Origin of the sequence: Mycobacterium sp. UM_WGJ, from assembly GCF_000455125.1 — a bacterium.
GTDB lineage: Bacteria > Actinomycetota > Actinomycetes > Mycobacteriales > Mycobacteriaceae > Mycobacterium.
The window spans coordinates 25,043-50,745 of record NZ_AUWR01000030.1; the positions used below are offsets into that span (position 1 = coordinate 25,043).

Below are 25,703 nucleotides of genomic sequence, written 5' to 3' on the forward strand. Positions count from 1 at the left end.
ACAGAACGAGGAATAGATGACAGACACCACGCTGCCACCCGGGGACGACTCGGTGGACCGGATCGAACCGGTCGATATCCAGCAGGAGATGCAGCGCAGCTACATCGACTACGCCATGAGCGTGATCGTGGGCCGTGCACTGCCCGAGGTGCGTGACGGTCTCAAGCCGGTGCACCGCCGCGTGCTCTACGCGATGTATGACTCCGGGTTCCGTCCGGACCGCAGCCACGCGAAGTCCGCACGGTCGGTCGCCGAGACGATGGGCAACTACCACCCGCACGGCGACGCCTCGATCTACGACACCCTGGTCCGGATGGCTCAGCCGTGGTCGTTGCGCTACCCGCTGGTCGACGGCCAGGGCAACTTCGGTTCGCCGGGCAACGACCCCGCGGCCGCCATGCGTTACACCGAGGCCCGGCTGACTCCGCTGGCCATGGAGATGCTGCGCGAAATCGACGAGGAAACAGTCGATTTCGTCCCGAACTACGACGGCCGGGTACAAGAGCCGACGGTGCTGCCGAGCCGGTTCCCGAACCTGCTGGCCAACGGTTCCGGCGGTATCGCGGTCGGTATGGCGACCAACATCCCGCCGCACAACCTGCGCGAACTCGCCGAAGCGGTGTTCTGGTGCCTGGATAACCACGAGGCCGACGAAGAAACCACCCTGGAAGCGGTCATGGAGCGGGTCAAGGGCCCGGACTTCCCCACCTCCGGCCTGATCGTCGGTTCGCAGGGCATCAACGACGCCTACCGAACCGGGCGCGGCTCCATCCGGATGCGCGGCGTTGTCGAGATCGAGGAGGACTCGCGCGGGCGGGCCCTGCTGGTCATCACCGAGCTGCCCTATCAGGTCAACCACGACAACTTCATCACGTCGATCGCCGAGCAGGTGCGCGACGGGAAGTTGGTGGGAATCGCCAACATTGAAGACCAGAGCAGTGACCGGGTGGGACTGCGCATCGTCGTCGAGATCAAGCGCGACGCGGTTGCCAAGGTGGTGCTGAACAACCTTTACAAGCACACCCAGCTGCAGACCAGCTTCGGCGCCAACATGCTCTCGATCGTCGACGGAGTGCCGCGCACCCTCCGGCTGGATCAGATGATCCGCTACTACGTGGCTCATCAGCTGGACGTCATCGTTCGGCGCACCCGCTACCGGCTACGCAAAGCCGAAGAGCGGGCCCACATCCTGCGTGGTCTGGTCAAAGCACTCGATGCCCTCGATGAGGTGATCGCCCTGATCCGGGCATCGCAGACCGTCGACATCGCCCGCCAGGGCCTGATCGAGCTGCTCGACATCGATGACATTCAGGCGCAAGCGATTTTGGACATGCAGCTGCGCCGGCTGGCCGCGCTGGAACGCCAGAAGATCATCGATGAATTGGCCAAGATCGAAGCCGAGATCGCAGACCTCAAGGACATTCTGGAAAAGCCGGAACGGCAGCGTGCGATCGTGCATGACGAACTGGCTGAGCTCATCGAGAAGTACGGCGACGACCGCCGCACCCGGATCATCCCCGCCGACGGCGACGTCGCCGACGAGGATCTGATCGCCCGCGAGGACGTCGTCGTCACCATCACCGAGACCGGCTACGCCAAGCGCACCAAGACCGACCTGTACCGCAGCCAGAAGCGGGGCGGTAAGGGCGTACAGGGCGCCGGTCTCAAGCAGGACGACATCGTCGCGCACTTCTTCGTGTGCTCGACTCATGACTGGATCCTGTTCTTCACCACCCAGGGCCGGGTGTACCGAGCCAAGGCCTACGACCTGCCGGAGGCGTTGCGCACCGCACGCGGTCAGCACGTCGCCAACCTGCTGGCCTTCCAGCCCGAGGAGCGCATCGCTCAGGTCATCCAGATCAAGAGTTACGAAGACGCGCCGTATCTGGTGTTAGCCACCCGCAACGGTCTGGTCAAGAAGTCCAAGCTGACCGACTTCGACTCGAACCGATCCGGCGGCATCGTCGCGATCAACCTGCGCGACGGGGACGAACTGGTGGGCGCGGTGCTGTGCTCGGCCGAGGAAGACCTGCTGCTGGTGTCGGCGAACGGTCAGTCCATCCGGTTCTCGGCCACCGACGAAGCGCTACGGCCGATGGGCCGCGCCACCTCCGGTGTGCAGGGCATGCGATTCAACGCCGACGACCGGCTGCTCTCGCTCAATGTGGTCCGCGAGGACACCTATCTGCTGGTGGCCACCGCCGGCGGGTACGCCAAACGCACGGCGATCGAGGAGTACACCGCGCAGGGTCGCGGCGGCAAGGGAATCTTGACCATTCAGTACGATTCGCGGCGAGGCCGGCTGGTCGGGGCACTGATCGTCGACGATGACAGTGAGCTCTACGCGATCACCTCCGGTGGCGGTGTGATTCGCACCGCGGCACGGCAGGTTCGTAAGGCCGGACGTCAGACCAAGGGCGTTCGCTTGATGAACTTGGGCGAGGGCGACACACTGATAGCGATTGCGCGGAACGCCGATGAAGAGGCGGTCGACGAGGACTCGGGTAGCTGAACCCGACGCCAGACCCGGCCGCGGCGCGGTGGGGACACGCAGGTAAGGAGTCGTGGGTGAGCGCACCGAACGAGCCGGGGCACCCGGGCAACGGGGGCAAGGCGGACTCGGCCGGCAACGGTCCGGGCGAGCCGGGTCAGCGGCCCGCGGGCCGTCCCGGCCGGATCACCGAGACCGGGGAAGCCCCGCCGTGGCAGCGCGGCGGTCAGGCCCGCCCGGCCGCACCGGCCCGGCCCGCAGACGGCGGGGCGCACTCCCCCGGCGTTGACGAGCGGATACGCCGTTTCGTGTCCGGGACGGCTGCCCCGACAGCGCCTCCCGCGCCCGGCGCGCCGCAGCAGGCCCCGGCCAAGCCCCCGGCGGCGACCAAGCCGCCCGCTCAGCCTGCCAAGCCGCCGGGTCAACCGGCCAAGCCGGCCGCCAAGCCCGCGCCGCCGGTGAAGCCCGCCCAACCCGACGACGCCTACGTCAGCGAGTTGCCGGATCTGTCCGAACCGGCGCAGCGGCGGTCTCCGGCCCGCCGCCCGCAGGTGTCGGCGGGCCCGCGCGGGCCGCTGCGGGCAAGCATGCAGATTCGCCGGATCGACCCCTGGAGCGCGCTCAAGGTGTCCTTGCTGCTGTCGACGGCGCTGTTCTTCGTCTGGATGATCGCGGTGGCAGTGCTGTACGTCGCTTTGGGCGCAATGGGCGTCTGGAACAAGCTGAACAGCAACGTGGGCGACCTGTTGACCAACAACAGTGCCGCCGAACTGGTTTCCGCCGGTTCGATTTTCGGCGGCGCTGCGCTGATCGGGCTGGTGAATATCGTGGTGCTGACCGCGATGGCCACCCTTGGCGTGGTGATCTACAACCTCAGCACCGACGTCGTCGGCGGCGTAGAGGTAACCCTGGCTGACCGGGACTGACGGGCCGGGCGCTCACGGCATTTTGGTGAGCGGGCACCCAGTGCGGTAATCTCGCTCGGTCGCAGACGACTACGGGCCTATAGCTCAGGCGGTTAGAGCGCTTCGCTGATAACGAAGAGGTCGGAGGTTCGAGTCCTCCTAGGCCCACGAGTCCCACCAGGGGCCTTAGCTCAGTTGGTAGAGCGCTGCCTTTGCAAGGCAGATGTCAGGAGTTCGAATCTCCTAGGCTCCACAATGCGAACGCGCAGGCGTCGCCCCGGTGCGCTAAATCTTGTGCTGTGCGTCCACGCTCGGTGGGCGCGGCGACGACTCCTGCGGCCGGTTCGAGCGGCGGATCAACACCGCCACCACCCCGCCCGCCAGCAGTGCCGCACCGGCGGCCGCCGCGAGCACCCAGGACCGGCGAACATGACGGCGAGGGGCACGACCTTCCAACAGCTCCGGGAAGCCGGCGACGGCCTCTTGGGCGGCGGCCAGTTCCCGGGCCGCGGCTTCGGCGGCCTCGGAGACGCGGTCGGACAGTTGGCTGTCCCGATAGCGCCGGCGTAATTCGACCGCCCCGCGGCGCACAGCGGCGCCGCTGAGACCCGCGGCGCCAAGCGCCACGTCCACCGGCCCGGCAGCGGTGTGGGCGAGACCGCGAGTCAGGCGCTCTCGGTGGGTCAGCGGGGTCTCGGTCGCCAGGCGCATGGGCACAACGCTACCCGTGACGCAGCCCACCACGGCGCGAATGGCAGACTGTGATCCCATGACCTCCAGCTCCATTGCCACCGCAACTGCCACGCTGCACACCAACCGCGGCGACATCAAGATCGCGCTGTTCGGCAACCACGCTCCTAAGACCGTGGCCAACTTCGTCGGCCTGGCCCAGGGCACCAAGGAGTACTCGACCACCAACGCCTCCGGCGGCTCCTCGGGGCCGTTCTACGACGGCGCGGTGTTCCACCGGGTGATCGGCGGATTCATGATCCAGGGCGGCGACCCGACCGGTACCGGTCGCGGCGGCCCCGGCTACAAGTTCGAGGACGAGTTCCACCCGGAGCTGGTGTTCGACAAGCCCTACCTGCTGGCGATGGCCAACGCCGGACCGGGCACCAACGGCTCGCAGTTCTTCATCACCGTGGGCCAGACCCCGCACCTGAACCGCAGGCACACCATCTTCGGTGAGGTCGTGGACGCGGACTCGCAGGCGGTTGTGGACGCCATCGCCACCACCGCGACCGACCGTGCCGACCGGCCCACCGAGCCGGTCGTCATCGAGTCCATCACGGTCGCCTAGCGGCGACGCGTGGCCGTGGTCAGCGGCCGGTGTAGCCGGCCGTTGACAGTACTTCGAACACCTCGCGCGGGTCGGTTCCCAAATCCCACCGCGACAGGATCAGTAACTCGTCATCGACGGTTTCGATCTCCAGTAGCCGATGCTTGCGCCCGATGCGCTGGTACTCGGTGACACGAAGCCGGGTGAGGCTGTCCGGGGTGAGCACTTTGGTGCGCCACCAACCCCGCACCGCGAGGCCGTCGAATGTCAGCGCGAGCTTGGGCCGGGCCCGCCAGGACAACCCGGAGAACACCAGCAATCCCACTCCGGCAATGCTGCCCAGCACCCGCCCGGGGGTATCGGTGGCGATCGTCGTAGCGCTGATGGCCAACGCGGCCCCGACGAGCGCGCACGCAACGATTCCGCCGGCCGGTGGCGACCACTCCGTCTGCGCATGCCCGGGCTGACTCACGTCGACCTGCACGTTTCGAGGTTATCTACAGGAGTTGTCCACAGTGGGGATAAATCACATCGATGTGATTGACCCAGGACACGGTTGCTGAGCCGGCATCGGCGGCGGTCCGACATAACCGAAATACCGCGTCCGTGCAGCTCAGTGCCAGCGCATGGTGAGTAATAGCCCGGTGATCATGAAGGCAAACGCGATGGCATAGTTCCACGGGCCCAGTTCGGCCATCCAGTTGAGCGCGGCGGGGGCATCCAGCCCGGTGGCCCCCAGCTGATACACCATCAGCCACACCAGTCCGAGGAGCATCAGCCCCAGGAACAGTGCGACGAACCATGTGCTCGATGGGCCGCCTTTGACCTTGACCGGGGTACGGCTCACCGACGAAGGGGTGAAGCTGGTGGTCTTCTTGCGAACCTTGGACTTGGGCATCGGTACCTCGGGAAAGTGCGGCGTGAAGCTGCGAGTATGGGTCGGTACGAGATTAGCCCAGCAGGATAGTCCAGCCGAGAACGGGAGAGCCGATGCCGCAGATGGGACTGTCGTCCTCCGGCCGCCGTTCCCCGTGGCGGATCGGAGTTCCGCTGGTCTGCCTGCTGGCGGGCCTGCTGCTGGCGGCCACTCACGGGGTCTCCGGCGGTAAGGAGATCCGGCGTGGCGACGCCCCCCGACTGGTCGATCTGGTCCGCGCGACCCAGGCCACGGTGGAAGAACTCACCGCGCAGCGTGACACGCTGGCAGCCGGGGTGGGTTCAGTACACGGCCGAAGCTCCGGCATCGCCCTGTCGGCGATGCGCAAACGCAGCGAGCAACTCGCATCGACCGGCGGGCTGGAGGCGATGTACGGGCCGGGCCTGGTCGTGACGCTCGCCGACGCCCAGCGTGATGCCAACGGCCGGTTCCCACGCGACGCCTCCCCCGACGACCTGGTGGTGCACCAACAGGACATCTCCGCCGTGCTCAACGCTTTGTGGAGCGCCGGCGCCGAAGCTGTGCAGATGCAGGACCAGCGGATCACCGCGGCGTCGGCGCCGCGGTGCGTGGGTAACACTCTGCTGCTGGACGGCCGGACCTACAGCCCGCCGTACGTGGTGACCGCGATCGGTGACCCGGCCGCGATGCAGGCCGCGCTGGCCGACGATCCCCTGATCACTCTCTACAAGCAGTACGTGATCCGGTTCGGCCTGGGTTACAGCGAGCAGGTCAGTGCGGACCTGGAGGTCGTCGAGACACCGGCCGTCGCCCGGATGCGCTACGCCGTGCCGGTCGGCCCGGTCGACTACTGATTGGGCGCAGCGGGCCGTCGCCGTCAACGCGGCGGTAGCCTGTTGGTCGTGCGGATCCTCGTCGTCGACAATTACGACAGCTTTGTGTTCAACCTGGTCCAGTATCTGGGCCAGTTGGGTGTGCAGGCTGCCGTCTGGCGTAACGACGACGCGCGCCTGAGCGACCCGGCCGCTGCGGTGGCCGACTTCGACGGGGTGTTGCTGAGCCCCGGACCGGGCACGCCCGAACGCGCCGGCGCCTCGATCGCCCTGGTCGGGGCGTGCGCGGCTGCCGGAATCCCGGTGCTGGGGGTCTGCCTGGGGCACCAGGCGATCGGCGTCGCCTTCGGCGGCACCGTGGGCCGGGCGCCGGAGTTGCTGCACGGCAAGACCAGCACGGTCTTTCACTCCGGTGCGGGGGTGCTCAAGGGTTTGCCGGATCCGTTCACGGCCACCCGCTACCACTCGTTGACGATCCTGCCCGAGACGCTGCCGCCCGTTCTGGAGGCGACGGCGCGCACCCGCGGCGGAGTGATCATGGCGGTGCGGCACACGGAGCTGCCCATCCACGGGGTGCAGTTTCACCCGGAGTCCATCCTCACCGAGGGCGGTCACCGGATGCTGGCCAACTGGCTGGGCTATTGCGGCTACAGCTGCGACCCGGATGACCTCGAAGCCTTGGTGCGCCGGCTGGAGGAGGAGATCGCCGCGACGGTCCAGACCGCCCGGCCGCCCGCCCCTGTTCCGTAGCCGTTCGCCAGCGCCGCGTTACTGACCGAAGCGCAGCGTGATGTTGCCATCGGTGTTCACACCCTGTCCGGCCGCCGGGCTCTGGTAGAGCACCCGGTTGTGCCCGGATCCGCCGGCATCGACGTCGGCGCCCTTGACCAGCATCCCGGTCCAGCCCAGGGCCCGCAGCTGCGGTTCGGCGTCGGTCCAGAACATGCCGGCCAGATCCGGCATCACAAACTGGTTGCCCCGCGACACCCGCAGCTCGATCACCGCGTCGACGGGCACCGTCTCACCGCTGGGCGGGCTGGTGGCGATCACCTCGCCGGCGGGTCGCGGACTGTCCACCGCCACCTCGGTGATCTTGGTGAAGCCGTAGACGGTCAGGTTCTTCTGCGCCAGATCCACGGTCTGGCCGGTGACGTCAGGAACGGGCTTGGTGGCCGGGCCGCTGCCGATCACGATGATGATCTCGTTGGTGACAGCCGTGGTCTGATTCGCCGGCGGGTTGGTGCCGACCACCTTGTCCTTGAGTTCCGGGGTGGACGGCGAGTTGACCTGCTTGAACTTGCCGAACCCGGCGGCGGTCAGCTTCTTGACCGCGTCGGCGTAGCTCAGGGTCGCGACATCGGGAAGCTGACGCTGCTCCGGCCCGTAGGACACGTCAACGGTGATCTTGTCGCCCTTGTTCGCCGGGGAGCCGGCGGGCGGGTCGGTGCCGATCACATGGTCGGGCGGGACGTGGGAATCGGAGCGCTGCTCGGTGCGGGTCTTGAAGCCCTTGTTCTGCAGTTCGGCGATCGCGTCGACCGACGCACGGCCGCTGACGTCGGGCACCTGGATCTGGTGGGTGCGGCCGCCGAACGTGTTGATCGACACCGTGACGATGACGGTCAGCACGGCGAGCACGATCGCGGCGATCAGCCAGCGGCCCACCGAGCCCGGCCGCTCGTGGCCGAAGTCGAGTTCCTGGCGGGGCAGCGGGTCGGTCTGTGCACCGGTGTGGTCACCGGCCCGCGGCGTCATGATCGAGGCACGATCGGCCGCGGTGAGCACCCGGGGGGCTTCGGGCGTCTCCCCGTTGTGGACCCGCACCAGATCGGCACGCATCTCGGCGGCGGTCTGGTAGCGGTTGTCCGGATTCTTCGCCAGCGCCTTGAGCACCACGGCGTCCAGATCGGCGGGCAGGCTCGGGAGCCGCTGCGACGGGGGCACCGGATCCTCGCGGACGTGCTGGTAGGCCACCGCAACCGGGGAGTCGCCGACGAAAGGTGGGTCGCCGGTGAGGATTTCGTAAAGCACACAGCCCAGCGAGTACACGTCCGAGCGGGCGTCGACGGTGTCGCCGCGAGCCTGCTCGGGTGACAGGTACTGGGCGGTGCCGATCACGGCGGCGGTCTGGGTGACGCTGTTGCCGGCGTCGGCGACGGCACGGGCGATGCCAAAGTCCATGACCTTCACCGCGTTGTGCATGTCGATCATGATGTTGGCCGGCTTGACGTCGCGGTGGATGATGCCGTGCTGGTGGCTGAAGTTCAGCGCTTGGCAGGCGTCCGCGATCACCTCGATGGCGCGGATCGGCGGCATCGGGCCGTCGTTGTGCACGATGTCGCGCAGCGTGACGCCCTCGACGAGCTCCATCACGATGTAGGGCAGCGGACCGGCCGGGGTCTCGGCTTCACCGGTGTCGTAGACCGCGACGATCGCCGGGTGGTTCAGGGCAGCGGCGTTCTGTGCCTCGCGCCGGAAGCGCAGGTAGAAGCTGGGGTCGCGGGCCAGGTCGGCACGCAGCACCTTCACCGCGACCTCGCGGTGCAAGCGGGTGTCGACAGCGCGGTGCACCTCCGACATGCCGCCGAAGCCGAGGATCTCGCCGAGCTCGTAGCGATCGGAGAGCCGTTGCGGCGTGGTCATTGCGACGTCCTGTGCCAGGTCCAACCCGATGATTGCGCGGCCGGAGACGTCGCCGACGACTCAGCGTTCGACGAGCTGGTCAGCGGAGCCCCGGTGTCGGTGACGGTGGCCGGCGCCAGGGAGCCGCCCGGGCTCTTGGCGTTGACCACGATCAGCACCGCGATGATGATCGCCAGCGTGCCGAGCACCCCGGCCGCCCACAGCAGCGCGCGCTGCCCGGCGGTGAAGGTGCGCCGCGGCGGGGGCGTGCGATGGTTGCCGGCGCTGGGCCGGGCCCGGCGCGCCGCGGTGGCCCGCGCGGACACGGGCGGAGCGGCCCGGGTCACGACACCCGACGGGATGGCCGACGGGGCGGCGCGCCCGGCCGGCAGCGCCTGACTGGGTCGCGTGGGACGCCGCCCGGAGCGCACCGCGGCCACGGCATCGGCGAACGGGCCGCCACTGCGGTAGCGCATGGCCGGGTTCTTGGCCAGCGTGATCTCGATCAGTTCGCGCACGTTGGGCGGCAACTCGGCGGGCAGCGGCGGCGGGGGCTCTTTGATGTGCTTCATCGCGACGGTCAGCGCGCCGTCGCCGGTGAACGGCCGCCGCCCGGAGAGCACCTCGTAGCCGACCACCCCCAGCGAGTACACGTCACTGGCAGCGGTGGCGTCCTGGCCCAGCGCCTGCTCCGGGGCGATGTACTGGGCGGTGCCCATCACCATCCCGGTCTGGGTGACCGGGGCGGCGTCGACGGCCTTGGCGATACCGAAGTCGGTGATCTTCACCTGGCCGGTGGGCGTGATCATGATGTTGCCGGGCTTGACGTCACGGTGGACCAGTCCGGTGCTGTGCGCCACCTGCAGGGCGCGCCCGGTCTGCTCCAGCATGTCCAGGGCATGCCGCAGGGACAGCCGCCCGGTCCGCTTGAGCACCGAGTTCAGCGGCTCACCGTTGACCAGTTCCATGACCAGGAACGCGGTGCGGCCCTCCCCGTCCAGGTCGGTCTCGCCGTAGTCGTGCACGCTGGCGATGCCCGGATGGTTGAGCATCGCGGTGTTGCGGGCCTCGGCGCGGAACCGCTCGATGAACTCCGGATCCGAGGAGAACTCCGGCTTGAGCACCTTGACCGCGACGCGGCGCCCCAGCCGGTTGTCGACGGCCTCCCACACCTGGCCCATGCCGCCGGTGGCGATGAGCCGCTGCAACCGATAACGCCCGGCCAGTGCCGCGCCGACCTGTGGACTCATGAGCCCCCCTGCAGGGCGGCTTGGATCACGGCGCGTCCGATCGGTGCGGCCAGGGCACCGCCGGTGGCGGCCAAGCGGTCGCCGCCGTCTTCGACCAGGACGGCAACGGCCACTTTCGGGGCGCTGGCCGGGGCAAAGGCGATGTACCACGCGTGCGGCGGGGTGTTCCGCGGATCGGCACCGTGTTCGGCGGTGCCGGTCTTCGACGCGATCTGTACGCCCGGGATGGCCCCCTCCTGCTGGGTCATTCTTTCGGCGTCGATCATTAGTTCAGTTAGCTTAGCCGCGACCTGCGAGGACACTGCACGCCGCTGCTCGCGCGGTTGGGTGGTGGCGATGCCCGCCAGGTCCGGACCCTCCAGGCCGTCGACCAGATACGGCTGCATGGTCAGCCCGCCGTTGGCGATGGTCGCCGCGATGACCGCGTTCTTCAGCGGAGTGACCGCGACATCTTTCTGGCCGATGCTGGTCATCCCGAGCGCGGCCGCGTCGCGGATGCGGCCGACGGTGGACTCCGCTACCTGCAGCGGTATCGGCTCGGGGGTGATATCCAGCCCGAAGCCCTGGGCCGTGCTGCGCAGAGCGTCCACACCGGTACGCATACCCAACTGGACGAAGGCGGTGTTGCAGGAACGCGCGAACGCCACCCGCAGCGGCACGGTCGGCTCGTTGCCGCCATCGCAGGTGCTGCCGCCGTAGTTCTCCAGCGTGACCGTGCTGTCGGGCAGGGCGATGCGCGCCGCGTTGGTCAGGGGCTCGTTCTCACTGACGCCGGCCTGCAGCGCCGCCGCCGTCGTGATCACCTTGAACGTCGAGCCCGGCGGGTAGGTCTCGCTGGTGGCGCGGTTGGTCAGTGGTGAGGCCGGGTCGTCGCGCAGCTGTTGCCAGGCCTGGCCCTGTTGGGCCGAATCGTGCGAGGACAGCAGGTTGGGGTCATACGACGGCGCCGACACCATCGCCAAGACCTTGCCGGTGGACGGTTCCAGGGCCACCACCGCACCGCGGCAGCCGCCGGTGCAACCGTTGCGCATCGCCTCCCAGCCCGCTTGCTGCACCCGGGGCCGGATGGTGGCTTCCACGGTGCCGCCGCGCGGGTTGCGGCCGGTGAAGAAGTCGGCCAGCCGCAGCCCGAACAACCGCGGGTCCGACCCGTTGAGCACGGTGTCCTCGGCACGCTCGAGGCCGCTGCTGGAGTACCGCAGCGAGTAGAACCCGGTGACCGGGGCATACACCGCCGGGTCGGGGTAGATGCGCTGGTATTTGATGCGGTCGTCGGTGGCGACCGAGTACGCCAGCAGCTGGCCGGCGGCGGTGATCTGACCGCGTTGCCGGGAGTATTCGTCGAGCAGCACCCGCTGGTTGCGCGGGTCGGCGCGCAGCCCGTCGGCGGCGAAGACCTGGGTCAGGGTGGCGTTGCCCAACAGCAGCACGATCAGCGCCATCAGGGTCATCGTGACGCGGCGCAGGGAGGTGTTCATACGCGCTCGATCACCGCCGTGCCGGTGTCGCCGATCGGAGTCGGGCGCACGGGATGGGTGCTCAGCGGCCGGCGGGCGGCGTGCGAGACCCGCAGCACGATCGCCAGCAGCACATAGTTGGCCAGCAATGACGATCCGCCGTAGGACAGCCACGGGGTGGTGAGCCCGGTCAGCGGAATCAGCTTCGTCACCCCGCCGACCACGATGAACAGCTGAATGCCCAGGGTGGCGGCCAAGCCTGCGGCCAACAGCTTGCCGAAGCTGTCCCGCACCGCTATCGCTGTCCGCATCCCACGCACGATCACGATGGTGTAGAGGATGAGCACGCCGGCCAGCCCGACCAGACCCAGTTCCTCCCCGAATGCGGCGATGATGAAGTCCGTCGACGCCGCGGGCACATATCCGGGCTGTCCGTTGCCCAGTCCGGTGCCGAAGATGCCGCCGGTGGCGAAGCTGAACAGCGACTGCACCATCTGATAGCCGGCGCCCTCCGGGTCGGCGAAGGGGTCCAGCCAGGTTTGTACCCGCACCCGGACGTGGCTGAACAGGAAGTAGGCGGCCACGCTGCCGGCGGCGAACAGCAGCATGCCGATCACCATCCAGCTGAACCGGCGGGTGGCCAGGTACACCACCACCAGGAACGATGCGTACAGCAGCAACGACGTGCCGAGGTCCTTCTCGAACGCCATGACTCCCACCGAGATCACCCAGGCGGCCAGCAGCGGCGCCAGGTCGCGCGGTCGGGGCAGGTTCATGCCCAGGACGTGCTTGCCGGCGCTGGTGAACAACCGGCGTTTGGACACCAGCACCGCGGCAAAGAAAATCAGCAACAAGATCTTGGAGAACTCGGCAGGCTGAATTGTGAAGCCCGGCAATCGAATCCAAATCTTGGCACCCTGACGCTCGGACAACGAGGCCGGCAGCAGGGCGGGGATCACCAGCAGCACCAAGCCGGCCAGGCCGCAGACGTAGCCGCTGCCGGACAGCTGACGGTGGTCTTTGAGGGCCACCAGCACCAGGGCGAAGACGCCGACGCCGACCAGTGTCCACAGCATCTGCGCGCTGGCGCCGGGACGCGCGCCGGCGCCGTCGATCGCGACGCCGAGATCGATGCGGTGGATCATCACCAACCCAAGGCCGTTGAGCAGCGCCACCACCGGCAGCAGCAGCGGGTCGGCGTACCGTGCCGACCGCCGGATGACCAGGTGCGCGAAGCCGAACAGCACCAGAAACGCCACCCCGTAACCGACCAGGTCCCAGCGCAGGCCCTGCTCGTGACCGGCCTCGACGATCAGCATCGCCACCGCGATGATCATGGTGGCGAAGCACAGCAGCAGCAGTTCGGCGTTACGCCGATCCGGCAGCGCCGGTGTCAGCGTCACCGGCGGCTGCGGCGCGGTGCTCACGTCGCTGTGGTCTCCCCCGCCCGCGGGAGGTGCGCCCCGCTCATCGCCCGCCACCGCGTCGTCGCCGGCGCGGATCATGAGGCTGCCCGGCAGTCGGTCCCCGGTTCTGGAGGGGCCGGCGGCAGGTTGGTCAGGGTGGGCAGACGTGACTTTCCGGACGGGGGCGGCGGGCCGGGCCGCGGACCGGTCGGGACCATCCCGGGAGCGGGGCTGCGCGACGGCGTGGAACTGGAGCCGGTGGTGGTGCCGTGCGGGCACGGCGGCAGCAGTGAGTCGCGGGCCAGATTGCGCAGTTGGGTGATCGCGTCGTCGAGGGTGCCGGCAGGCAGGCCGTTGCTGACCTGTTGGCGGGCCGGCGGACGGAGATCCTGCAGCGTCATCAGCCGGCAGCTCAGCTTGTCGCCGGACTGCTTGAAGCTGATCTGCACCAGCTGGCCCTTGCTGTCCAGACAGCCCAGCAGGTAGGGCTCCTGCAGCGGCACACCCAGGAGGGAGCCCTGCACACCGCGCATGATCGCCACCGTGCCGCCGTAGGCGGTGACGTAGTAGTTGGTGCGCACGACTGCGCGTCCGACCAACAGCCCGGCGCCCACCAGCGTCAACAGCAGCGCCGCGGCGATGAACTTGCGTCGCCGGGAGCGGGGCTGCCGGTCCGGCGTTTCGATACGCGGCAGCGCGCGCTTGGCGACCGTCTTGCGCGGGGAGATCGCCGATGCCCGCCCGGCGGCGGTGTTGAGGGCGATCACATGGTCGTCGTCGCTGTCGGAGACCGCCCCGGCCAGGATCGGCTGGGTCTGGCCGTAGTCGACGTCGACGACGTCGGCCACCACCACCGTGACGTTGTCGGGGCCGCCCCCGCGCAACGCCAGCTCGATGAGCCGCAGCGCGCAGTCGTTGACGTCCGGGATCTCCAGCGCCTCGTGGATGGTCTCGGTGCTCACCGGGTCCGACAGTCCGTCGGAGCACAGCAGATAGCGATCACCGGCCTGCGCCTCGCGCATGATCAGCGTCGGCTCCACCTCATGGCCGGTCAGCGCGCGCATGATCAGCGAGCGCTGCGGGTGGCTGTGTGCCTCCTCCAAGGTGATGCGGCCTTCGTCGACCAGGGTCTGTACGAAGGTGTCGTCCTTGGTGATCTGAGTGAGCTCGCCGTCGCGCAGCAGGTAGCCGCGCGAGTCGCCGATGTGGGCCAGCCCCAGCCGGGGGCCGGCGAACAGGATGGCGGTCAGGGTGGTGCCCATGCCCTCAAGCTCGGGGTGCTCTTCGACGTAGGCCGCGATCGCCGAGTTGCCCTCTTGCACGGCGCTTTCCAGCTTCCCCAGCAGGTCACCGCCGGGCTCGTCGTCGTCGAGATGCGCCAGCGCGGCAATCACAAGCTGCGACGCGACTTCACCGGCCGCGTGCCCGCCCATGCCGTCGGCCAACGCCAGCAGCCGGGCTCCGGCGTAGACGGAGTCCTCGTTGTTGGAGCGCACCAGACCGCGGTCGCTGCGGGCGGCGTACCGCAGAACCAGGCTCACCGGCGGAGCTCGATCGCGGTCTTGCCGATTCGTATCGGCGTGCCGACCGGAACCCGTACCGCAGTGGTCACCTTCACCCTGTCAAGGTAGGTCCCGTTGGTCGAACCCAGATCTTCGACATACCATTCCGTCCCCCGCTGAGATAGCCGAGCGTGCCGGGTGGAGGCGTAATCGTCGGTGAGCACCAGCGTGGAGTCGTCGGCGCGGCCCACCAGAACCGGCTGATCGCTGAGCGCGATGCGGGCCCCGGTCAGCGGTCCTTCGGTCACCACCAGATGCCGCGCGGTGGTCCGTTGCTGGCGCGGCGGAAGCAGCACGCCCCGGATCGACAGTCCGCGGCGGACCATCACCGCGCCGGTCGGTGCGTAGATGTCGGTCCGCAAAATCCGCAGCACGGACCAGATGAACAGCCACAACAACGTCAAAAAACCGGCTCGCGTCAGCTGCAGTACCAGTCCCTGCATCCGGCGTCCTCTCCGTTGTCGCGCAGCCCATGGCGTGCTCCCGGCGGCGGAGCACTTCGGCAAAGTCACGATACTTGGGCGCGGGGGGCCGTAGGGCAAAGCGGCAGCGCTTTGCTGGTTGGGTTTGTCGGTCGGGTGGACGCTGCCGCGGTGCCTAGTGGACCCGGACGATGATCTCGGAGTGCCCCAGCCGGATGACATCGCCGTCGGCGAGCTGCCACTCTTGGACCGGAGCGTTGTTCACCGTGGTGCCGTTGGTGGAGTTCAGGTCCGACAGCAGGGCAACCCGGCCGTCCCAGCGGATTTCGAGGTGACGGCGCGACACCCCGGTGTCGGGCAACCGGAACTGGGCGTCCTGACCGCGGCCCACCACGTTGGCGCCTTCGTGCAGCTGGTAGGTACGGCCGCTGCCGTCGTCGAGCTGCAGCGTGACCGAGGCGGGCGCGGAGTAGGCGCGCTGGCCGTAGCCTCCGCCCGGTGCCTCCCCGTATCCGCCCTGAGCCTGCTGGCCGTAGTCGTAGCCGCCCTGAGTGCCTTGACCCTCGCCGTAGCCGCCGGGCGCGGACTGGCCGTAGTCGTAGCCGGCGGGAGCCGGGGGGGCCTCGCCGTAGCCGTAGCCGGGCTGGCCGTAGTCCTGGCGGCCGTAGGACTGGCCGCCCTGGTCATACCCACCCTGGTCGTAGGCGGGGCGCTGCTCGTACTGGCCCTCGGGGTAGGCGTAGTCGTCCTGGCGGGCCGGGGGTGCCTCGCCGTAGCCGTAGCCGGGCTGGCCGCCGCCGGGGTAGGCCGGTGCCGCGGGCTGGTGCTGGGGGTAGCCCTGCTCGTAGCCGGCGGGAGCGCCGTAGCCGCTGGGCGGACGCTGCTCGTACGGCTGGGCCTGCTGGCCGTAGCCACCGCCCTGGCCGTAGCCGCCCTGACCGGGGTAGCCACCCTGCTCGGGGTAGCCACCCTGCTCGGGCCGACGGGGCGGAGCGTAGCCGCCGCCCTGGCCCTGATCGGGATAGCCGCCGCGCTGCTCTTGCTGGTAGTGGTCGCCGTCGGGGCCGTAGCCACGGGCGTCCTGACCGCCGCGAGCATCGTCGGCGGGCCGCCCGTAGCGGGGGTCGTAATACTCGTCGCCGGGACGATCCTGCCCGTGGGCGCCGCGGTAGCTCGGGTTATCGGTCATCGGTGGCACTCCTGATTCTGCGGTAAACGCATGAACTGATTGTGGCGGGCGGGATTCGTTGAGCGTCTCGTGGGGGCGGGCGTCAGGGTTGACGCCGCCCCGTGCGCGGACCTGGCCGGTTCGCAGGCTCGGCGACTGCTGGAACCGGACAACCACATCACCATACGTTTGCCACCCCTGTTCGCCGATGTGCCCAGCCAGATGCCGGGCGAAGGCCTTCGACGTCAGATCCTGGTCGGCGCCCACCTTGTCGTAGTCGTCCATACCGAGGGTAATGACGTATTCGTTGGGCGCCAAAAGTTGATCTCCGGCCAGGGAGCGCACCCCGGCGGCGGCTTCACGGCGTAGCGCAGCCTCGATCTCCTCGGGGAGGACTTCCCCTCCGAAGACCCGGGCCATCGCATCCTCCACAGCGGATTCGAGTTTGCGCTCGATGCGATGAACCAGCCCGCGCTGGCTGTCCAAGCTGCTACCCGCCTTACTCTCCGCCGTCACTAGCCCTATCGGGGACGCTGCTGCGGCGTGTCGCTCAGCTGCATCCGCCCTGGACATGGTATCGACCCGGGGTGCCAGGGCGGCACCCTTCTACGGCGGAGAATCGGATAAGACCAGGTCACGAAGGGGTCACGGCGCCTTGTTCCGGGCCGGGCGATGCGCATTGCGGGGGCCGGAGCCGATTTTTCGGGGAGCAGGGGGCCCGTGATACGCTCCCCCGGTTGCTCGGGCGAGTGGCGGAATGGCAGACGCGCTGGCTTCAGGTGCCAGTGTCCTTCGGGACGTGGGGGTTCAAGTCCCCCTTCGCCCACAGTGTGATCTCTCGGGAGATCCCGGACAGGCCGAACCCTCAGGGTTCGGCCTGTTTTTGGTTGTGGTGCCAGTGTGCGTGGCGGTCTTTGCCTGCTGGTTGGTAGTCGCGGGTTGGGGTCGATGGTGAGTTCTCGGAGTAGTTCGTCAGTGGCGGCGACGACGATGCGGACGTGGACGTTGTGGACGAGCTGGCAGACGGGGAATTGGGTTTAGGCGTTGACGCGCAGGTGGCGCCCTTCCAAGACCCTGACGGATCACAACTTCTGCGGTGGGCCGAGTAGTGCACGGGCGTCTTTGATCAGCAGCAGGTGCAGCGGGTCGGTCGGCGAGGGCTCGAAATCGAAATGTGCGTAGAACGTCCGCGCCTGTTCATGCAACGCGTGCACCAGCAGCGCCCGCACCCCGATGATCTCCGCGGCCGCCACCGCGCGGGTGATTGCGTCCCGTAATAGTGCGGCGCCCAAGCCCTGGCCCTGTTCTTTGCGGTCGATCGCCAGCCGGGACAACAGGATCACCGGCACCGGATCGGGCATGTTGCGCCGCACCCGCCCGGGTGTGCCGGTGCGCTCCACCGCCGCCGAGGCCAGCGCGTAGAACCCGACGACGCGGCCGTCCCGGCACGTCACGAAACACCGGGACGCACCCTCGACGTGGTTGGCCAAGGCGCGTCCCCGCAGGTATTCGTCCAGGCTGGGCTCGCCGCTGTCGAACTCGGCGACCACATCGTGCTCACCGATCGGCCGGGGCGCGCTGTAGCCGCTCACTCGTCGAAGATCGACGGCTCCGCGAACAACTTCTCCAGCCGCGGCTTGTGCGCCACCGGCCGGTCCAGCACCGACACGAACTCCGACCAGGCCGAGGCATCGAGCATGAACAGCCGGCGATCGGCGAGCACGTCACGGGCACGAGCCAGCGTCGCGGTCACCGTGAAGTTGGTCAGGTCGGTCCCCTCCACCTCGGCGGCCCGACGAATCAGCGCGTCCTGCTCGGCAGTAAGACGCACCGCGAACCGCTCTGTCTTCGTGGCCATGCCACCCATTGTGTGCCTATCAGGCAGACAATGCAACGGGGTTTTGATCACGCCTCTGAACAGCGGCGATGCACTTCCTACCTGTAAAACACACGCTGACTCACGGCAAGAAGTACCGGGGCCGGTCGGGTCGCGGTGGGACGGCCACGGTCGTCTCGTCGCTTTCAACCCCTGTGAGGGGGACTGAGGCCGAAAGCGGCCGCCCGTGGCGATGCTGCTGAGCCACTTTCGTCGCTGCTGGCGGAGCGCCCCCCGATCACCAGAGCGGATCACGGCCGTTCCAGGCGATGAGCCGGTCGATGGCGGGGGCGTCGTCGGGGAGGGCGACGGCCTCGGCGAACGGCATGGCCACCTCGTCCAGGCCCATCGCGGCCGAGATCTCGGCATACAGCGCGCGACGGTTCGCCGGCGGCAGGATCCGGTGTGCGGACTGCAGCGCCGCGGCGATCACCGCGTCGTCCCAGTCGGGCTGCTGGCCGGTCGCCACAGCCAGGTCCCAGGTGTGCACGCTGACCTCGGAGAGGTAGGACGCCAGCACGTCGGCACCGCTGCCCTGGATCCACGGCAGCGCCATCGGTTGCTCAAGCACGCCGTCGTCACTCCAGGCCTGCGCAGCTCGTCGGGCTGATTCCTGCCAAGCATCGACCCAGCGACCGTCGGAGATCTGTGGGGCGGCGACGGTGAAGGGATCACCGCCGCTACCCAGGGCGGTGATGCGGTCCAGCACGGCGATGAGGTGGGTCAGCAAGGTCTGCACGTTCATCTCGGTGCAGGGCGTTGGGGCGGTGAGCTGCTCGGGTCGAATGCCGGCGATCACGCTCCCGCCGGTGGCAACGGCACGATCGAGAAGGGGCCGCGGGTCGGTCAGCGGGGCTGCGGGAGAACTCGTAGGTGTAGTCATGGCGCCATTGTGGTGACCATAACCGGTCACCTATTGGCCAGTTTGTGTGGAATTCTGCTGAGGTGCGAGCTGACCGGCTGGTGGCCACCCTTCTGCTGCTGCAGCAGCGCAAGCAGGTGACCGCCGTCGAGGTGGCCCGCGAGCTGGAGGTGTCCGAGCGCACCGCCCGCCGCGACCTTGAAGCCCTCAGTGTCGCCGGGATACCGGTGTACTCGGTGCAGGGCCGCGGGGGCGGGTGGCGCCTGGTGGGCGGCGCGCGCACCGACCTTTCGGGGCTGACCGCGAGCGAGGCTCGGGCGCTGTTTCTGGTGGCCGGACCCGCCTCGACGGCCACCCCGGACGTCAAGGCAGCCCTGCGCAAGCTCGTCCGGGCGTTGCCCGAGCCTTTCCGGGCGCAGGCCGAGGCCGCCGCCACGTCCGTGGTCGTCGATCCACGGCTTTGGGGGGCCAGTGCGGCCGCGCCGCCTCCACCGCGGTTCCTCGATGCGCTGCAGGAGGCGGTGATCAGGGGTGTGCAGGTGCGGCTCGGCTATGTCGACAGCAAAGGCGCCGTGACCGAGCGGACGGTCCACCCGCTGGGCATCGTCGCCAAGGGCCCGACGTGGTACCTGGTGTCGGAAACGGAGGTGGGCCGGCGGACCTTCCGTATCGATCGGGTGTCGTCGGTCGCGTTGACCGACGAGCCCGTGCGGCGGCCCCGGGGATTCGACCTTGCGCAGAGCTGGAGGGAGATCGCCGATGAGGTCGACCGCAAGCGCACCCCGCTGGAGGTCCAGGCGGTGTGCGCGCCCGACGGCCTCGGTCTGCTGCGGGCGATGCTCGGCGGCCGCCTGGAGGTGGGCGGCGCCACGCCCGACGGCCGGATCGGGGTGGTGATCCGGGGCCACAATGAATACGCCCTCGCCGGCCAACTCGCCGGGCTCGTCGAATGGCTCGAGGTCACCGGTCCGCAGGGCGTGCGCGATCACTTGGCCGCCATCGGGACCGCGCTGGCGGCGCGGTACCGATGAGCGCTGGCCCTCAGTACGCCGTCGCCACGTTCTCCTGGGCCCACCGTTTCTCGGCGTCCGATCCCCCCGGGGGCGGAACCAGGCCGTTGATCATCCACAGTTCTTCGCTGGTCTCGTCGACGTGGAACTCCCAGTGCAGGCCGGGGTGCTGATCCAGCGTCGGAGTAAGGATCTGGCTGATCCATTCGGTGATCCGCCGGCGGTTCTGGCTGTCGGCGGCATGCCGGGCGATGTGATCGATCACCACGCGCACCCCGACCCCGGTCGGCTCGCCACCGACGTAGAAGTCCTCCGGCGCGGTCTCCTGAAACAGGGTGACCACGTAGAAGCGCGGCAGCCCCGCCTTCTGGTAGTGGTCGGTGATGCGGGACGCCAGCGCGCGCTTGTCCGGTGCGCTGAAGAGCCCGGGGGAGTGATGAATGGTCCACAGGGGCATGGCGGTTCGGTGCTCCTTGATCCGGCTCAGTGCGACAAGGCGCCGGACAGGTCCTCGACCGGACCGGACAGCGCGGCTTTCACATGCCCGCTGATGTCGTCGGCCAGCACCTCGACGGCACCGGACTCCACGCCGTCGAGGATGCGCCGCGCCACCTCGCCCGGCGTCACCTTGGGGGCGTCCAGCTCGGCGACCATGTCGGTGTCGATCAAGCCGGCGTGGATGCCGACCACCTGTGTGTGCTGCGCCGCCAACTCGATGCGCAGCGAGTTGGTCGCCGACCAGGCGGCGGCTTTGGACGCACCGTAGGCACCGTAGCCGGCCATCCAGGACAGCACCGAGTGCATGTTGACCAGCGCCCCTCCCCCGTTGGCCGCCAGGATCGGCGCGAACGCCCGTGCCAGGCGCAGCGGTCCGAAGACGTTGACGTCGAAGGTTTCGGTGATGCGCTCGAAGGAGCCGGTCAGCAGGGCGTCGGGCAGCAGCACGCCCGCGTTGTTGAACACCAGCTCGGCATCGCCGGCCGCTTCGGCCAGGGCCGCCACCGACTCGTCCGACCCGACTTCCAGCGCCAGCGGCACCACCTGCGGGCGCTCATCGGTGAATGTGGTGCGTGCGGTCGAGTAGACCTTGCGGGCTCCGCGCGCCAAAAGCTCGTCGACCAGGGCTGCGCCCAGTCCGCGCCGTCCGCCGGTGACCACCGCGACCTTTCCCTGTACTGCAACCATCTCCGGATCCTCTCTCGCTGACTAACGACTACGTTAGTAAGAGCAAAGCACGCCATGCTAGATAACGCAAGGGTTAGTCACGTAAGCTGGACCACATGCAGTTCGAACCCCGGTTGCGCGACCGATCGCGCTGGTCCACCGGCGATGCGTGTTCGGTGGTCCGGCTGCTCGATGTGCTGAGCACCAAGACGGCGTTCCTGGTGGTGCGGGAATGCTTCTACGGCACCAGCCGCTTCGAGGACTTCATGGCACGCATCGGCGCCTCGGCGCCGGCGGTGTCGCGGGCACTCAAGCAGCTCGAGTCCGCCGGAATCATCACCCGGGTCCCCTACCAGGAGGCCGGGCAGCGGGTCCGAGACGAGTATCGGCTGACACCCGCCGGCGAGGACCTGCTGCCCGTGATGCTGGCGTTGACCCAGTGGGGTGACAAGTACCTCCAGGACGGAAAACCGCCGCTGTCCTTCGTCGACGCCACCACCCAGCGCCGAATCGGGGTACGGGTCACTGACGAGTTGGATGCCCCGGCGCCCGACCCCGACAACATCGAGATCCGCTTGAACGCACCGCGCCGATCACGCTGAACAGCCGCCGAGTGCCGGCTCAGCGGCCCCGGATCACGGTCTCGGCGAACTCGGCAATCGACTCCGGCGGCGCGAAATCAGCGAACCACACGTAGAACCGTTGCGCCCCCTGGCTTTCGAGCCGACCGAAATGCTTGACCAGCGCTGCGGCATCACCGCACACCAGGCCCGATCCCAGCCGGCCGAATCGCCGCTGAGCCGTCTCTGACACCGCCGCCACGTCCTGGTCGAGTCGGGCGAAACCGACCATCTGCTGCACGGACGCGCGCGCAGAACCGATCGACGGCAGCAGCTCGGGCAACTTGTGCACATGCGTCGCCGGCAGGTTCCACCAATCGGCATAGCGGCGTACCAGCTGAAGCATGCGGGGGCCCACCCCGCCGAGCACCAGCGGGATCGGCATGCTCGGAGCGGGAGTCTGAGCCCGCTCCCCCTCGGCGCTCCAGTATTCGCCGAGCGACACCAGCGTCTCCCTCAGCGCGTCGACGCGTTGTCGCGGACCGGCGGTGGTGATTCCGTACTTGACCAGCTCGTCGGGCATCGAGCCGGAACCCAGCCCCAGTTCGAAGCGGCCGCCAGAGGCTTCGGCCAAGGTCGTCGCCTGCTTGGCCAGCACGGCGGGATGGCGGAATCCGTCGCACAACACCACGTGGCCGACCTTGATCCGTTCGGTGTGGGCGGCGACCCAGGTGGCCACGGTCATCGCCTCCCACAGCGGCGCGGTGGGGGCCATCGGGGTGTCCAGGTGGTCGAGGAATGCGACACCGTCGAAACCCGACGCCTCGGCCACCCGGGCGCGCGTCACCAGGTCACCCAGGCCGATTCTGGTCTGCGGCAGGTACAAGAACCACTCGGTCATCGTTTCCCCTTCGGGGCCGCAGTAGTCGGCGCTTGACGCAACCCCGGCAGCACGTAGCGGCGCACATGCTGTCGCACGGCTACGGGATCGTCGGGGTCCATGTGGTGTCCCGGGACGCTGCCGAAACTGATCAACACCCGAGCGACCCATTCACTGGCCTCGGGAATGTCGTTGTCCGGGTCGATGTCTCCGCTCTCGACGGCGGCTTCGACAAAGGGCTGCCAGAATGTCGCGAGATCGGGCACCAGGCCGCGGACGCCCGTGCCGGCGCAGGCGGTGAACTCGTCCGGCTCGGCGGTGCGCAACCGCATCAGCAGCGTGCCGGGATCGTCGTAGGCGCGGCGGCCGATCTGGACGCCGGCCACCAGCTGGTCCTCGAAGTCGGTGAGCGTCGACAGCTCGGCGCGGGTCTGCGCCCAGCTGGTTTCGATCAGCCGAATGATCGCCGCACCGACCAGCGTCGGCTTATCCGGGAAATTGCGGTACAGCCAGGCCCGGGAAACCCCCGCGGCCTGGGCGACGTCGATCATCGTCATTGCCCGAATCCCCTTGTCGGCCAATAGTTTCTCGGTCGCGTCGAGAAGCCGATCGGTCGTCGACGGGGACACGGGTGACGCTGACGCTTCGTTCACGGCCACCTCCTGGGCGGTAAGCCTAACAAGGAGTAGACACATCGGTAGATCTGTGTACTATAGCGACGCGTCTCGTAGACACTTCTGCAAACCTGTCTACCCCGGATCTCGGAGGTTCCCCATGCCCGTACCCCGCACCGCAATCGTCGGTGCCGGTATCAGTGGCCTGACCGCCGGAAAGATGCTGAGCGACTATGCGATCGACTACAGCTGCTTCGAATCCTCCGACCGGATCGGCGGCAACTGGGCCTTCGGCAACCCGAACGGCCATTCCAGTGCCTACCGGTCGCTGCATATCGACACCTCCAAGCACCAGCTGTCGTTTCGCGACTTCCCCATGCCGGAGCACTACCCCGACTTCCTGCACCACACGCTGGTCAAGGAGTACCTGGAGTCCTATGCGGCGGCGTTTGAGCTCAAGCGCAACATCGAGTTCGACACCGAAGTCACCCATGCGCACCGGTTGCCCGGTGGTGGCTGGGAGCTGGAACTGGCCGGCGGGCAGCGTCGCCGGTTCGACCTGCTGGTCGTCGCCAACGGCCACCACTGGGATCCACGCCTGCCGGACTTCCCGGGCGAATTCAGCGGCGACACATTGCATGCGCACCACTACATCGACCCCAAGACACCGCTGGACTTCAGCGGAAAGCGGATCCTCGTGGTCGGCCTGGGTAACAGTGCCGCCGATATCGCCGTCGAACTGTCGTCGAAGGCGCTGGACAACGAGCTGACGTTGTCCACCCGGTCGGGCGCGTGGATCGTGCCGAAGTATCTGGCCGGAAAGCCCGCCGACAAGTACTTCCGGACCAGCCCGTATCTGCCGTTCTCCTGGCAGCGCAAGGTCGCTCAATGGGCACAGCCGATCATCGCCGGACGCCCCGAGGACCTCGGGCTGCCCACCCCCAACCACAAGTTCTTCGAAGCGCACCCCACCCAATCGGTGGAACTGCCGCTGCGCCTGGGGTCCGGCGACGTCATCCCCAAACCCAACATCAGCCGGCTCGACGGCGACACCGTGCACTTCATCGATGGCACCAACGGCCAATTCGACGTCATCATCTACGCCACCGGCTACAACATCACCTTCCCGTTCTTCGACCCGGAGTTCATCAGCGCACCGGGCAATCGAATCGACCTGTACAAGCGGATGTTCTATCCCGGCATCGACGACTTGGTGTTCGCCGGATTCGCCCAAGCCACCCCGACCCTGTTCCCGTTCGTCGAAGCCCAGGCCCGCCTCATCGGCGCCTACGCTGCCGGTCGCTACCGGCTGCCGTCGGTCGCCGAAATGCGCCGGGTGATCGAGGCCGACCGGCGCAAATACACCGGCCACATGCTCGACACCCCGCGCCACACCCAGCAACTGGACTACTTCCTTTACGAACACGACATGCGCACCGCGGAGATCCCGCGCGGCACCCGGCGCGCCGCTGAACTCGGTGTGCCCGGATGGGCCGGGGTGTGCGAGATGGAGGCATCCGCATGAGCGCGACCATCCGATTCGGCAGCGGCGGAGCCACGTGCGTCGGGCAGTTCTTTCCGGCGGCGCAATATGACGGCGACGGAGCCCCGGTCGTGGTGCTCGGACATGGCCTGGGCGGCACCGTCGACTCCGGCCTGATCCCGTTCGCCGAACGACTCAGCGAAGCCGGGTTCGCCGCCTTCGCCTTCGACTACCGGTACTTCGGCGCTTCAGAAGCACACCCGCGCCAACGGATTTCCATGCAAGAGCAGGTCGACGACTTTCGCTCGGCATGCTCGGCCGCGGCCGAGCAGACCGGTGTGGATGCTCGCCGGATCGTGGTGTGGGGGGTCTCGCTGGGCGGCGGGCATGTCTTCGAGGTGGCCGCCACCACGCCCGGTGTCGCCGCCGCCATCGCGCTGACACCCCTGGTCAGCGGACCGGCCGCTGCGATCGCGGCACTGCCACACCATCGCCCGGCAACAATGCTGCGTTCAACGGCCACGGGGTGGCGCAGTGCGCTGGCCCAACGCTTCGGCGGGTCGCCCGCGACCATCGCCCTGGTGGGCCGCCCCGGTGAGCTGGCCACCCTGACCGCCGACGGCTACCACGCGGCCTACACCGCGATGGCCGGCCCGACCTGGCGCAACGAGATCGACGCCCAGGTCGGTGTACAGCTCGGCGGCTACCGCCCGGCGGCCAAGCACGCCGAGGCCATCGCCTGCCCGATCCTGGTGCAGATAGCCGACTTCGACCGCGGCGCTCCCCCACAGGCAGCCGCCAAGGCGGCTTTCGCCGCCCGCGCCGAAGTGCGGCACTACCCCTGCGATCACTTCGACGTCTTCGCCGGTGGCGACTGGTTCGATCACGTTGTCGAGCACCAGATCTCGTTTTTGACCCGGCACCTGGCCGGCACGACCGCTACGGTCACGGGTTAGGAGGC

25 protein-coding genes, 3 tRNA genes and 1 pseudogene are annotated in these 25,703 nt (G+C 68.4%); 12 read left to right on the forward strand and 17 right to left on the reverse strand.

The window, feature by feature from the left end:
• Positions 1–16 precede the first annotated feature (16 nt).
• The 4 genes from gyrA (at position 17) to N416_RS0110695 (ending at position 3,649) form a co-directional block, all read left to right on the forward strand.
• Positions 17–2,512 (forward strand): DNA gyrase subunit A, encoded by a 2,496-nt coding sequence (gyrA, locus tag N416_RS0110680; RefSeq protein ID WP_024442099.1) that lies wholly within the window; start codon positions 17–19, stop codon positions 2,510–2,512.
• A 56-nt stretch (positions 2,513–2,568) separates the two neighbouring features.
• On the forward strand, positions 2,569–3,417 hold the full coding sequence (locus N416_RS0110685; protein WP_024442100.1) for a DUF3566 domain-containing protein: 849 nt from the start codon (positions 2,569–2,571) through the stop codon (positions 3,415–3,417).
• A 73-nt stretch (positions 3,418–3,490) separates the two neighbouring features.
• Positions 3,491–3,564, forward strand: a tRNA-Ile gene (locus N416_RS0110690).
• A gap of 12 nt (positions 3,565–3,576) precedes the next feature.
• Positions 3,577–3,649, forward strand: a tRNA-Ala gene (locus N416_RS0110695).
• Between the two features lie 32 nt (positions 3,650–3,681).
• Here N416_RS0110695 and cwsA read toward each other — a convergent pair.
• Positions 3,682–4,107 (reverse strand): cell wall synthesis protein CwsA, encoded by a 426-nt coding sequence (gene cwsA, locus N416_RS0110700; protein WP_024442101.1) that lies wholly within the window; start codon positions 4,105–4,107, stop codon positions 3,682–3,684.
• A 40-nt stretch (positions 4,108–4,147) separates the two neighbouring features.
• On the opposite strand from cwsA, the gene N416_RS0110705 reads away from it, so the two are divergent.
• Positions 4,148–4,696, forward strand: coding sequence for a peptidylprolyl isomerase (locus tag N416_RS0110705; protein ID WP_081654534.1), 549 nt, complete (start codon positions 4,148–4,150; stop codon positions 4,694–4,696).
• Between the two features lie 19 nt (positions 4,697–4,715).
• Here N416_RS0110705 and N416_RS0110710 read toward each other — a convergent pair whose 3' ends face one another.
• Both N416_RS0110710 and crgA read right to left on the reverse strand, forming a co-directional pair.
• Complete coding sequence (locus N416_RS0110710) at positions 4,716–5,159, reverse strand: PH domain-containing protein (RefSeq protein WP_231384144.1); 444 nt, start codon at positions 5,157–5,159, stop codon at positions 4,716–4,718.
• 129 nt (positions 5,160–5,288) lie between these two features.
• Positions 5,289–5,573, reverse strand: a complete 285-nt coding sequence (gene crgA, locus N416_RS0110715; protein WP_024442104.1) for a cell division protein CrgA — start codon at positions 5,571–5,573, stop codon at positions 5,289–5,291.
• Between the two features lie 101 nt (positions 5,574–5,674).
• Here crgA and N416_RS0110720 point away from each other — a divergent pair, with 101 nt between their 5' ends.
• Both N416_RS0110720 and N416_RS0110725 read left to right on the forward strand, forming a co-directional pair.
• Positions 5,675–6,427, forward strand: a complete 753-nt coding sequence (locus N416_RS0110720) for a DUF881 domain-containing protein (RefSeq protein ID WP_036457681.1) — start codon at positions 5,675–5,677, stop codon at positions 6,425–6,427.
• Positions 6,428–6,475: 48 nt separating this feature from the next.
• A complete protein-coding gene (locus tag N416_RS0110725) occupies positions 6,476–7,156 on the forward strand; it encodes an aminodeoxychorismate/anthranilate synthase component II (protein ID WP_024442106.1) in 681 nt (226 codons plus the stop codon).
• An 18-nt stretch (positions 7,157–7,174) separates the two neighbouring features.
• On the opposite strand, the gene pknB is transcribed toward N416_RS0110725, so the two are convergent.
• From pknB to N416_RS0110760, 7 genes are all read right to left on the reverse strand, one after another.
• Positions 7,175–9,049 carry a Stk1 family PASTA domain-containing Ser/Thr kinase gene (gene pknB / locus N416_RS0110730; protein ID WP_024442107.1) on the reverse strand — a complete coding sequence of 625 codons (1,875 nt, stop codon included), beginning with the start codon at positions 9,047–9,049 and terminating at the stop codon, positions 7,175–7,177.
• Positions 9,046–10,278 carry a protein kinase gene (locus tag N416_RS0110735; RefSeq protein WP_024442108.1) on the reverse strand — a complete coding sequence of 411 codons (1,233 nt, stop codon included), beginning with the start codon at positions 10,276–10,278 and terminating at the stop codon, positions 9,046–9,048. Before N416_RS0110735 ends, pknB begins: the two co-directional genes overlap by 4 nt.
• Positions 10,275–11,756, reverse strand: a complete 1,482-nt coding sequence (gene pbpA, locus N416_RS0110740) for a D,D-transpeptidase PbpA (protein ID WP_024442109.1) — start codon at positions 11,754–11,756, stop codon at positions 10,275–10,277. Before pbpA ends, N416_RS0110735 begins: the two co-directional genes overlap by 4 nt.
• Positions 11,753–13,162, reverse strand: a complete 1,410-nt coding sequence (locus tag N416_RS0110745; protein ID WP_024442110.1) for an FtsW/RodA/SpoVE family cell cycle protein — start codon at positions 13,160–13,162, stop codon at positions 11,753–11,755. The genes pbpA and N416_RS0110745 overlap by 4 nt, the downstream gene beginning before the upstream one ends.
• 74 nt (positions 13,163–13,236) lie before the next feature.
• A complete protein-coding gene (locus tag N416_RS0110750; RefSeq protein WP_024442111.1) occupies positions 13,237–14,682 on the reverse strand; it encodes a PP2C family serine/threonine-protein phosphatase in 1,446 nt (481 codons plus the stop codon).
• Positions 14,679–15,146 (reverse strand): FHA domain-containing protein, encoded by a 468-nt coding sequence (locus N416_RS0110755; protein WP_024442112.1) that lies wholly within the window; start codon positions 15,144–15,146, stop codon positions 14,679–14,681. Before N416_RS0110755 ends, N416_RS0110750 begins: the two co-directional genes overlap by 4 nt.
• 154 nt (positions 15,147–15,300) lie before the next feature.
• On the reverse strand, positions 15,301–16,779 hold the full coding sequence (locus N416_RS0110760; protein ID WP_024442113.1) for a DUF3662 and FHA domain-containing protein: 1,479 nt from the start codon (positions 16,777–16,779) through the stop codon (positions 15,301–15,303).
• Positions 16,780–17,036: 257 nt separating this feature from the next.
• On the opposite strand from N416_RS0110760, the gene N416_RS0110765 reads away from it, so the two are divergent.
• Positions 17,037–17,119 (forward strand) — tRNA-Leu (locus tag N416_RS0110765).
• 256 nt (positions 17,120–17,375) lie between these two features.
• Here the strand turns inward: N416_RS0110765 and N416_RS0110770 are convergent.
• The 3 genes and pseudogenes from N416_RS0110770 to N416_RS0110780 form a co-directional block, all read right to left on the reverse strand.
• On the reverse strand, positions 17,376–17,885 hold the full coding sequence (locus N416_RS0110770; protein ID WP_024442114.1) for a GNAT family N-acetyltransferase: 510 nt from the start codon (positions 17,883–17,885) through the stop codon (positions 17,376–17,378).
• A pseudogene (locus N416_RS0110775) lies at positions 17,882–18,187 on the reverse strand (DUF1778 domain-containing protein); the annotation flags it as partial. The pseudogene N416_RS0110775 and the gene N416_RS0110770, both read right to left, overlap by 4 nt.
• A 220-nt stretch (positions 18,188–18,407) precedes the next feature.
• Positions 18,408–19,052: a TIGR03086 family metal-binding protein gene (locus N416_RS0110780; RefSeq protein ID WP_036457683.1), complete on the reverse strand. Its 645-nt coding sequence runs from the start codon at positions 19,050–19,052 to the stop codon at positions 18,408–18,410.
• A gap of 62 nt (positions 19,053–19,114) precedes the next feature.
• Here N416_RS0110780 and N416_RS0110785 point away from each other — a divergent pair, with 62 nt between their 5' ends.
• On the forward strand, positions 19,115–20,062 hold the full coding sequence (locus tag N416_RS0110785) for a YafY family protein (RefSeq protein WP_024442117.1): 948 nt from the start codon (positions 19,115–19,117) through the stop codon (positions 20,060–20,062).
• 10 nt (positions 20,063–20,072) lie between these two features.
• Here the strand turns inward: N416_RS0110785 and N416_RS0110790 are convergent, their stop codons facing one another.
• Both N416_RS0110790 and N416_RS0110795 read right to left on the reverse strand, forming a co-directional pair.
• On the reverse strand, positions 20,073–20,498 hold the full coding sequence (locus N416_RS0110790) for a tautomerase family protein (RefSeq protein ID WP_024442118.1): 426 nt from the start codon (positions 20,496–20,498) through the stop codon (positions 20,073–20,075).
• 26 nt (positions 20,499–20,524) lie between these two features.
• Positions 20,525–21,226, reverse strand: a complete 702-nt coding sequence (locus N416_RS0110795) for an SDR family oxidoreductase (protein WP_024442119.1) — start codon at positions 21,224–21,226, stop codon at positions 20,525–20,527.
• Between the two features lie 95 nt (positions 21,227–21,321).
• Between N416_RS0110795 and N416_RS0110800 the strand changes: the two genes are divergently transcribed.
• Positions 21,322–21,807 (forward strand): helix-turn-helix domain-containing protein, encoded by a 486-nt coding sequence (locus N416_RS0110800; RefSeq protein ID WP_024442120.1) that lies wholly within the window; start codon positions 21,322–21,324, stop codon positions 21,805–21,807.
• A 19-nt stretch (positions 21,808–21,826) separates the two neighbouring features.
• On the opposite strand, the gene N416_RS0110805 is transcribed toward N416_RS0110800, so the two are convergent.
• Positions 21,827–22,666, reverse strand: coding sequence for an LLM class flavin-dependent oxidoreductase (locus N416_RS0110805; RefSeq protein ID WP_024442121.1), 840 nt, complete (start codon positions 22,664–22,666; stop codon positions 21,827–21,829).
• The gene (locus tag N416_RS0110810; protein ID WP_051190240.1) at positions 22,663–23,340 is read right to left on the reverse strand and encodes a TetR/AcrR family transcriptional regulator; all 678 of its coding nucleotides are present in this window, start codon (positions 23,338–23,340) and stop codon (positions 22,663–22,665) included. The genes N416_RS0110805 and N416_RS0110810 overlap by 4 nt, the downstream gene beginning before the upstream one ends.
• Before the next feature lie 79 nt (positions 23,341–23,419).
• Between N416_RS0110810 and N416_RS0110815 the strand changes: the two genes are divergently transcribed.
• Entirely contained in the window at positions 23,420–24,784 is a 1,365-nt protein-coding gene (locus tag N416_RS0110815; RefSeq protein ID WP_024442123.1) for an NAD(P)/FAD-dependent oxidoreductase, read from the forward strand.
• Positions 24,781–25,698 carry an alpha/beta hydrolase gene (locus tag N416_RS0110820; RefSeq protein ID WP_024442124.1) on the forward strand — a complete coding sequence of 306 codons (918 nt, stop codon included), beginning with the start codon at positions 24,781–24,783 and terminating at the stop codon, positions 25,696–25,698. Before N416_RS0110815 ends, N416_RS0110820 begins: the two co-directional genes overlap by 4 nt.
• Positions 25,699–25,703 lie beyond the last annotated feature (5 nt).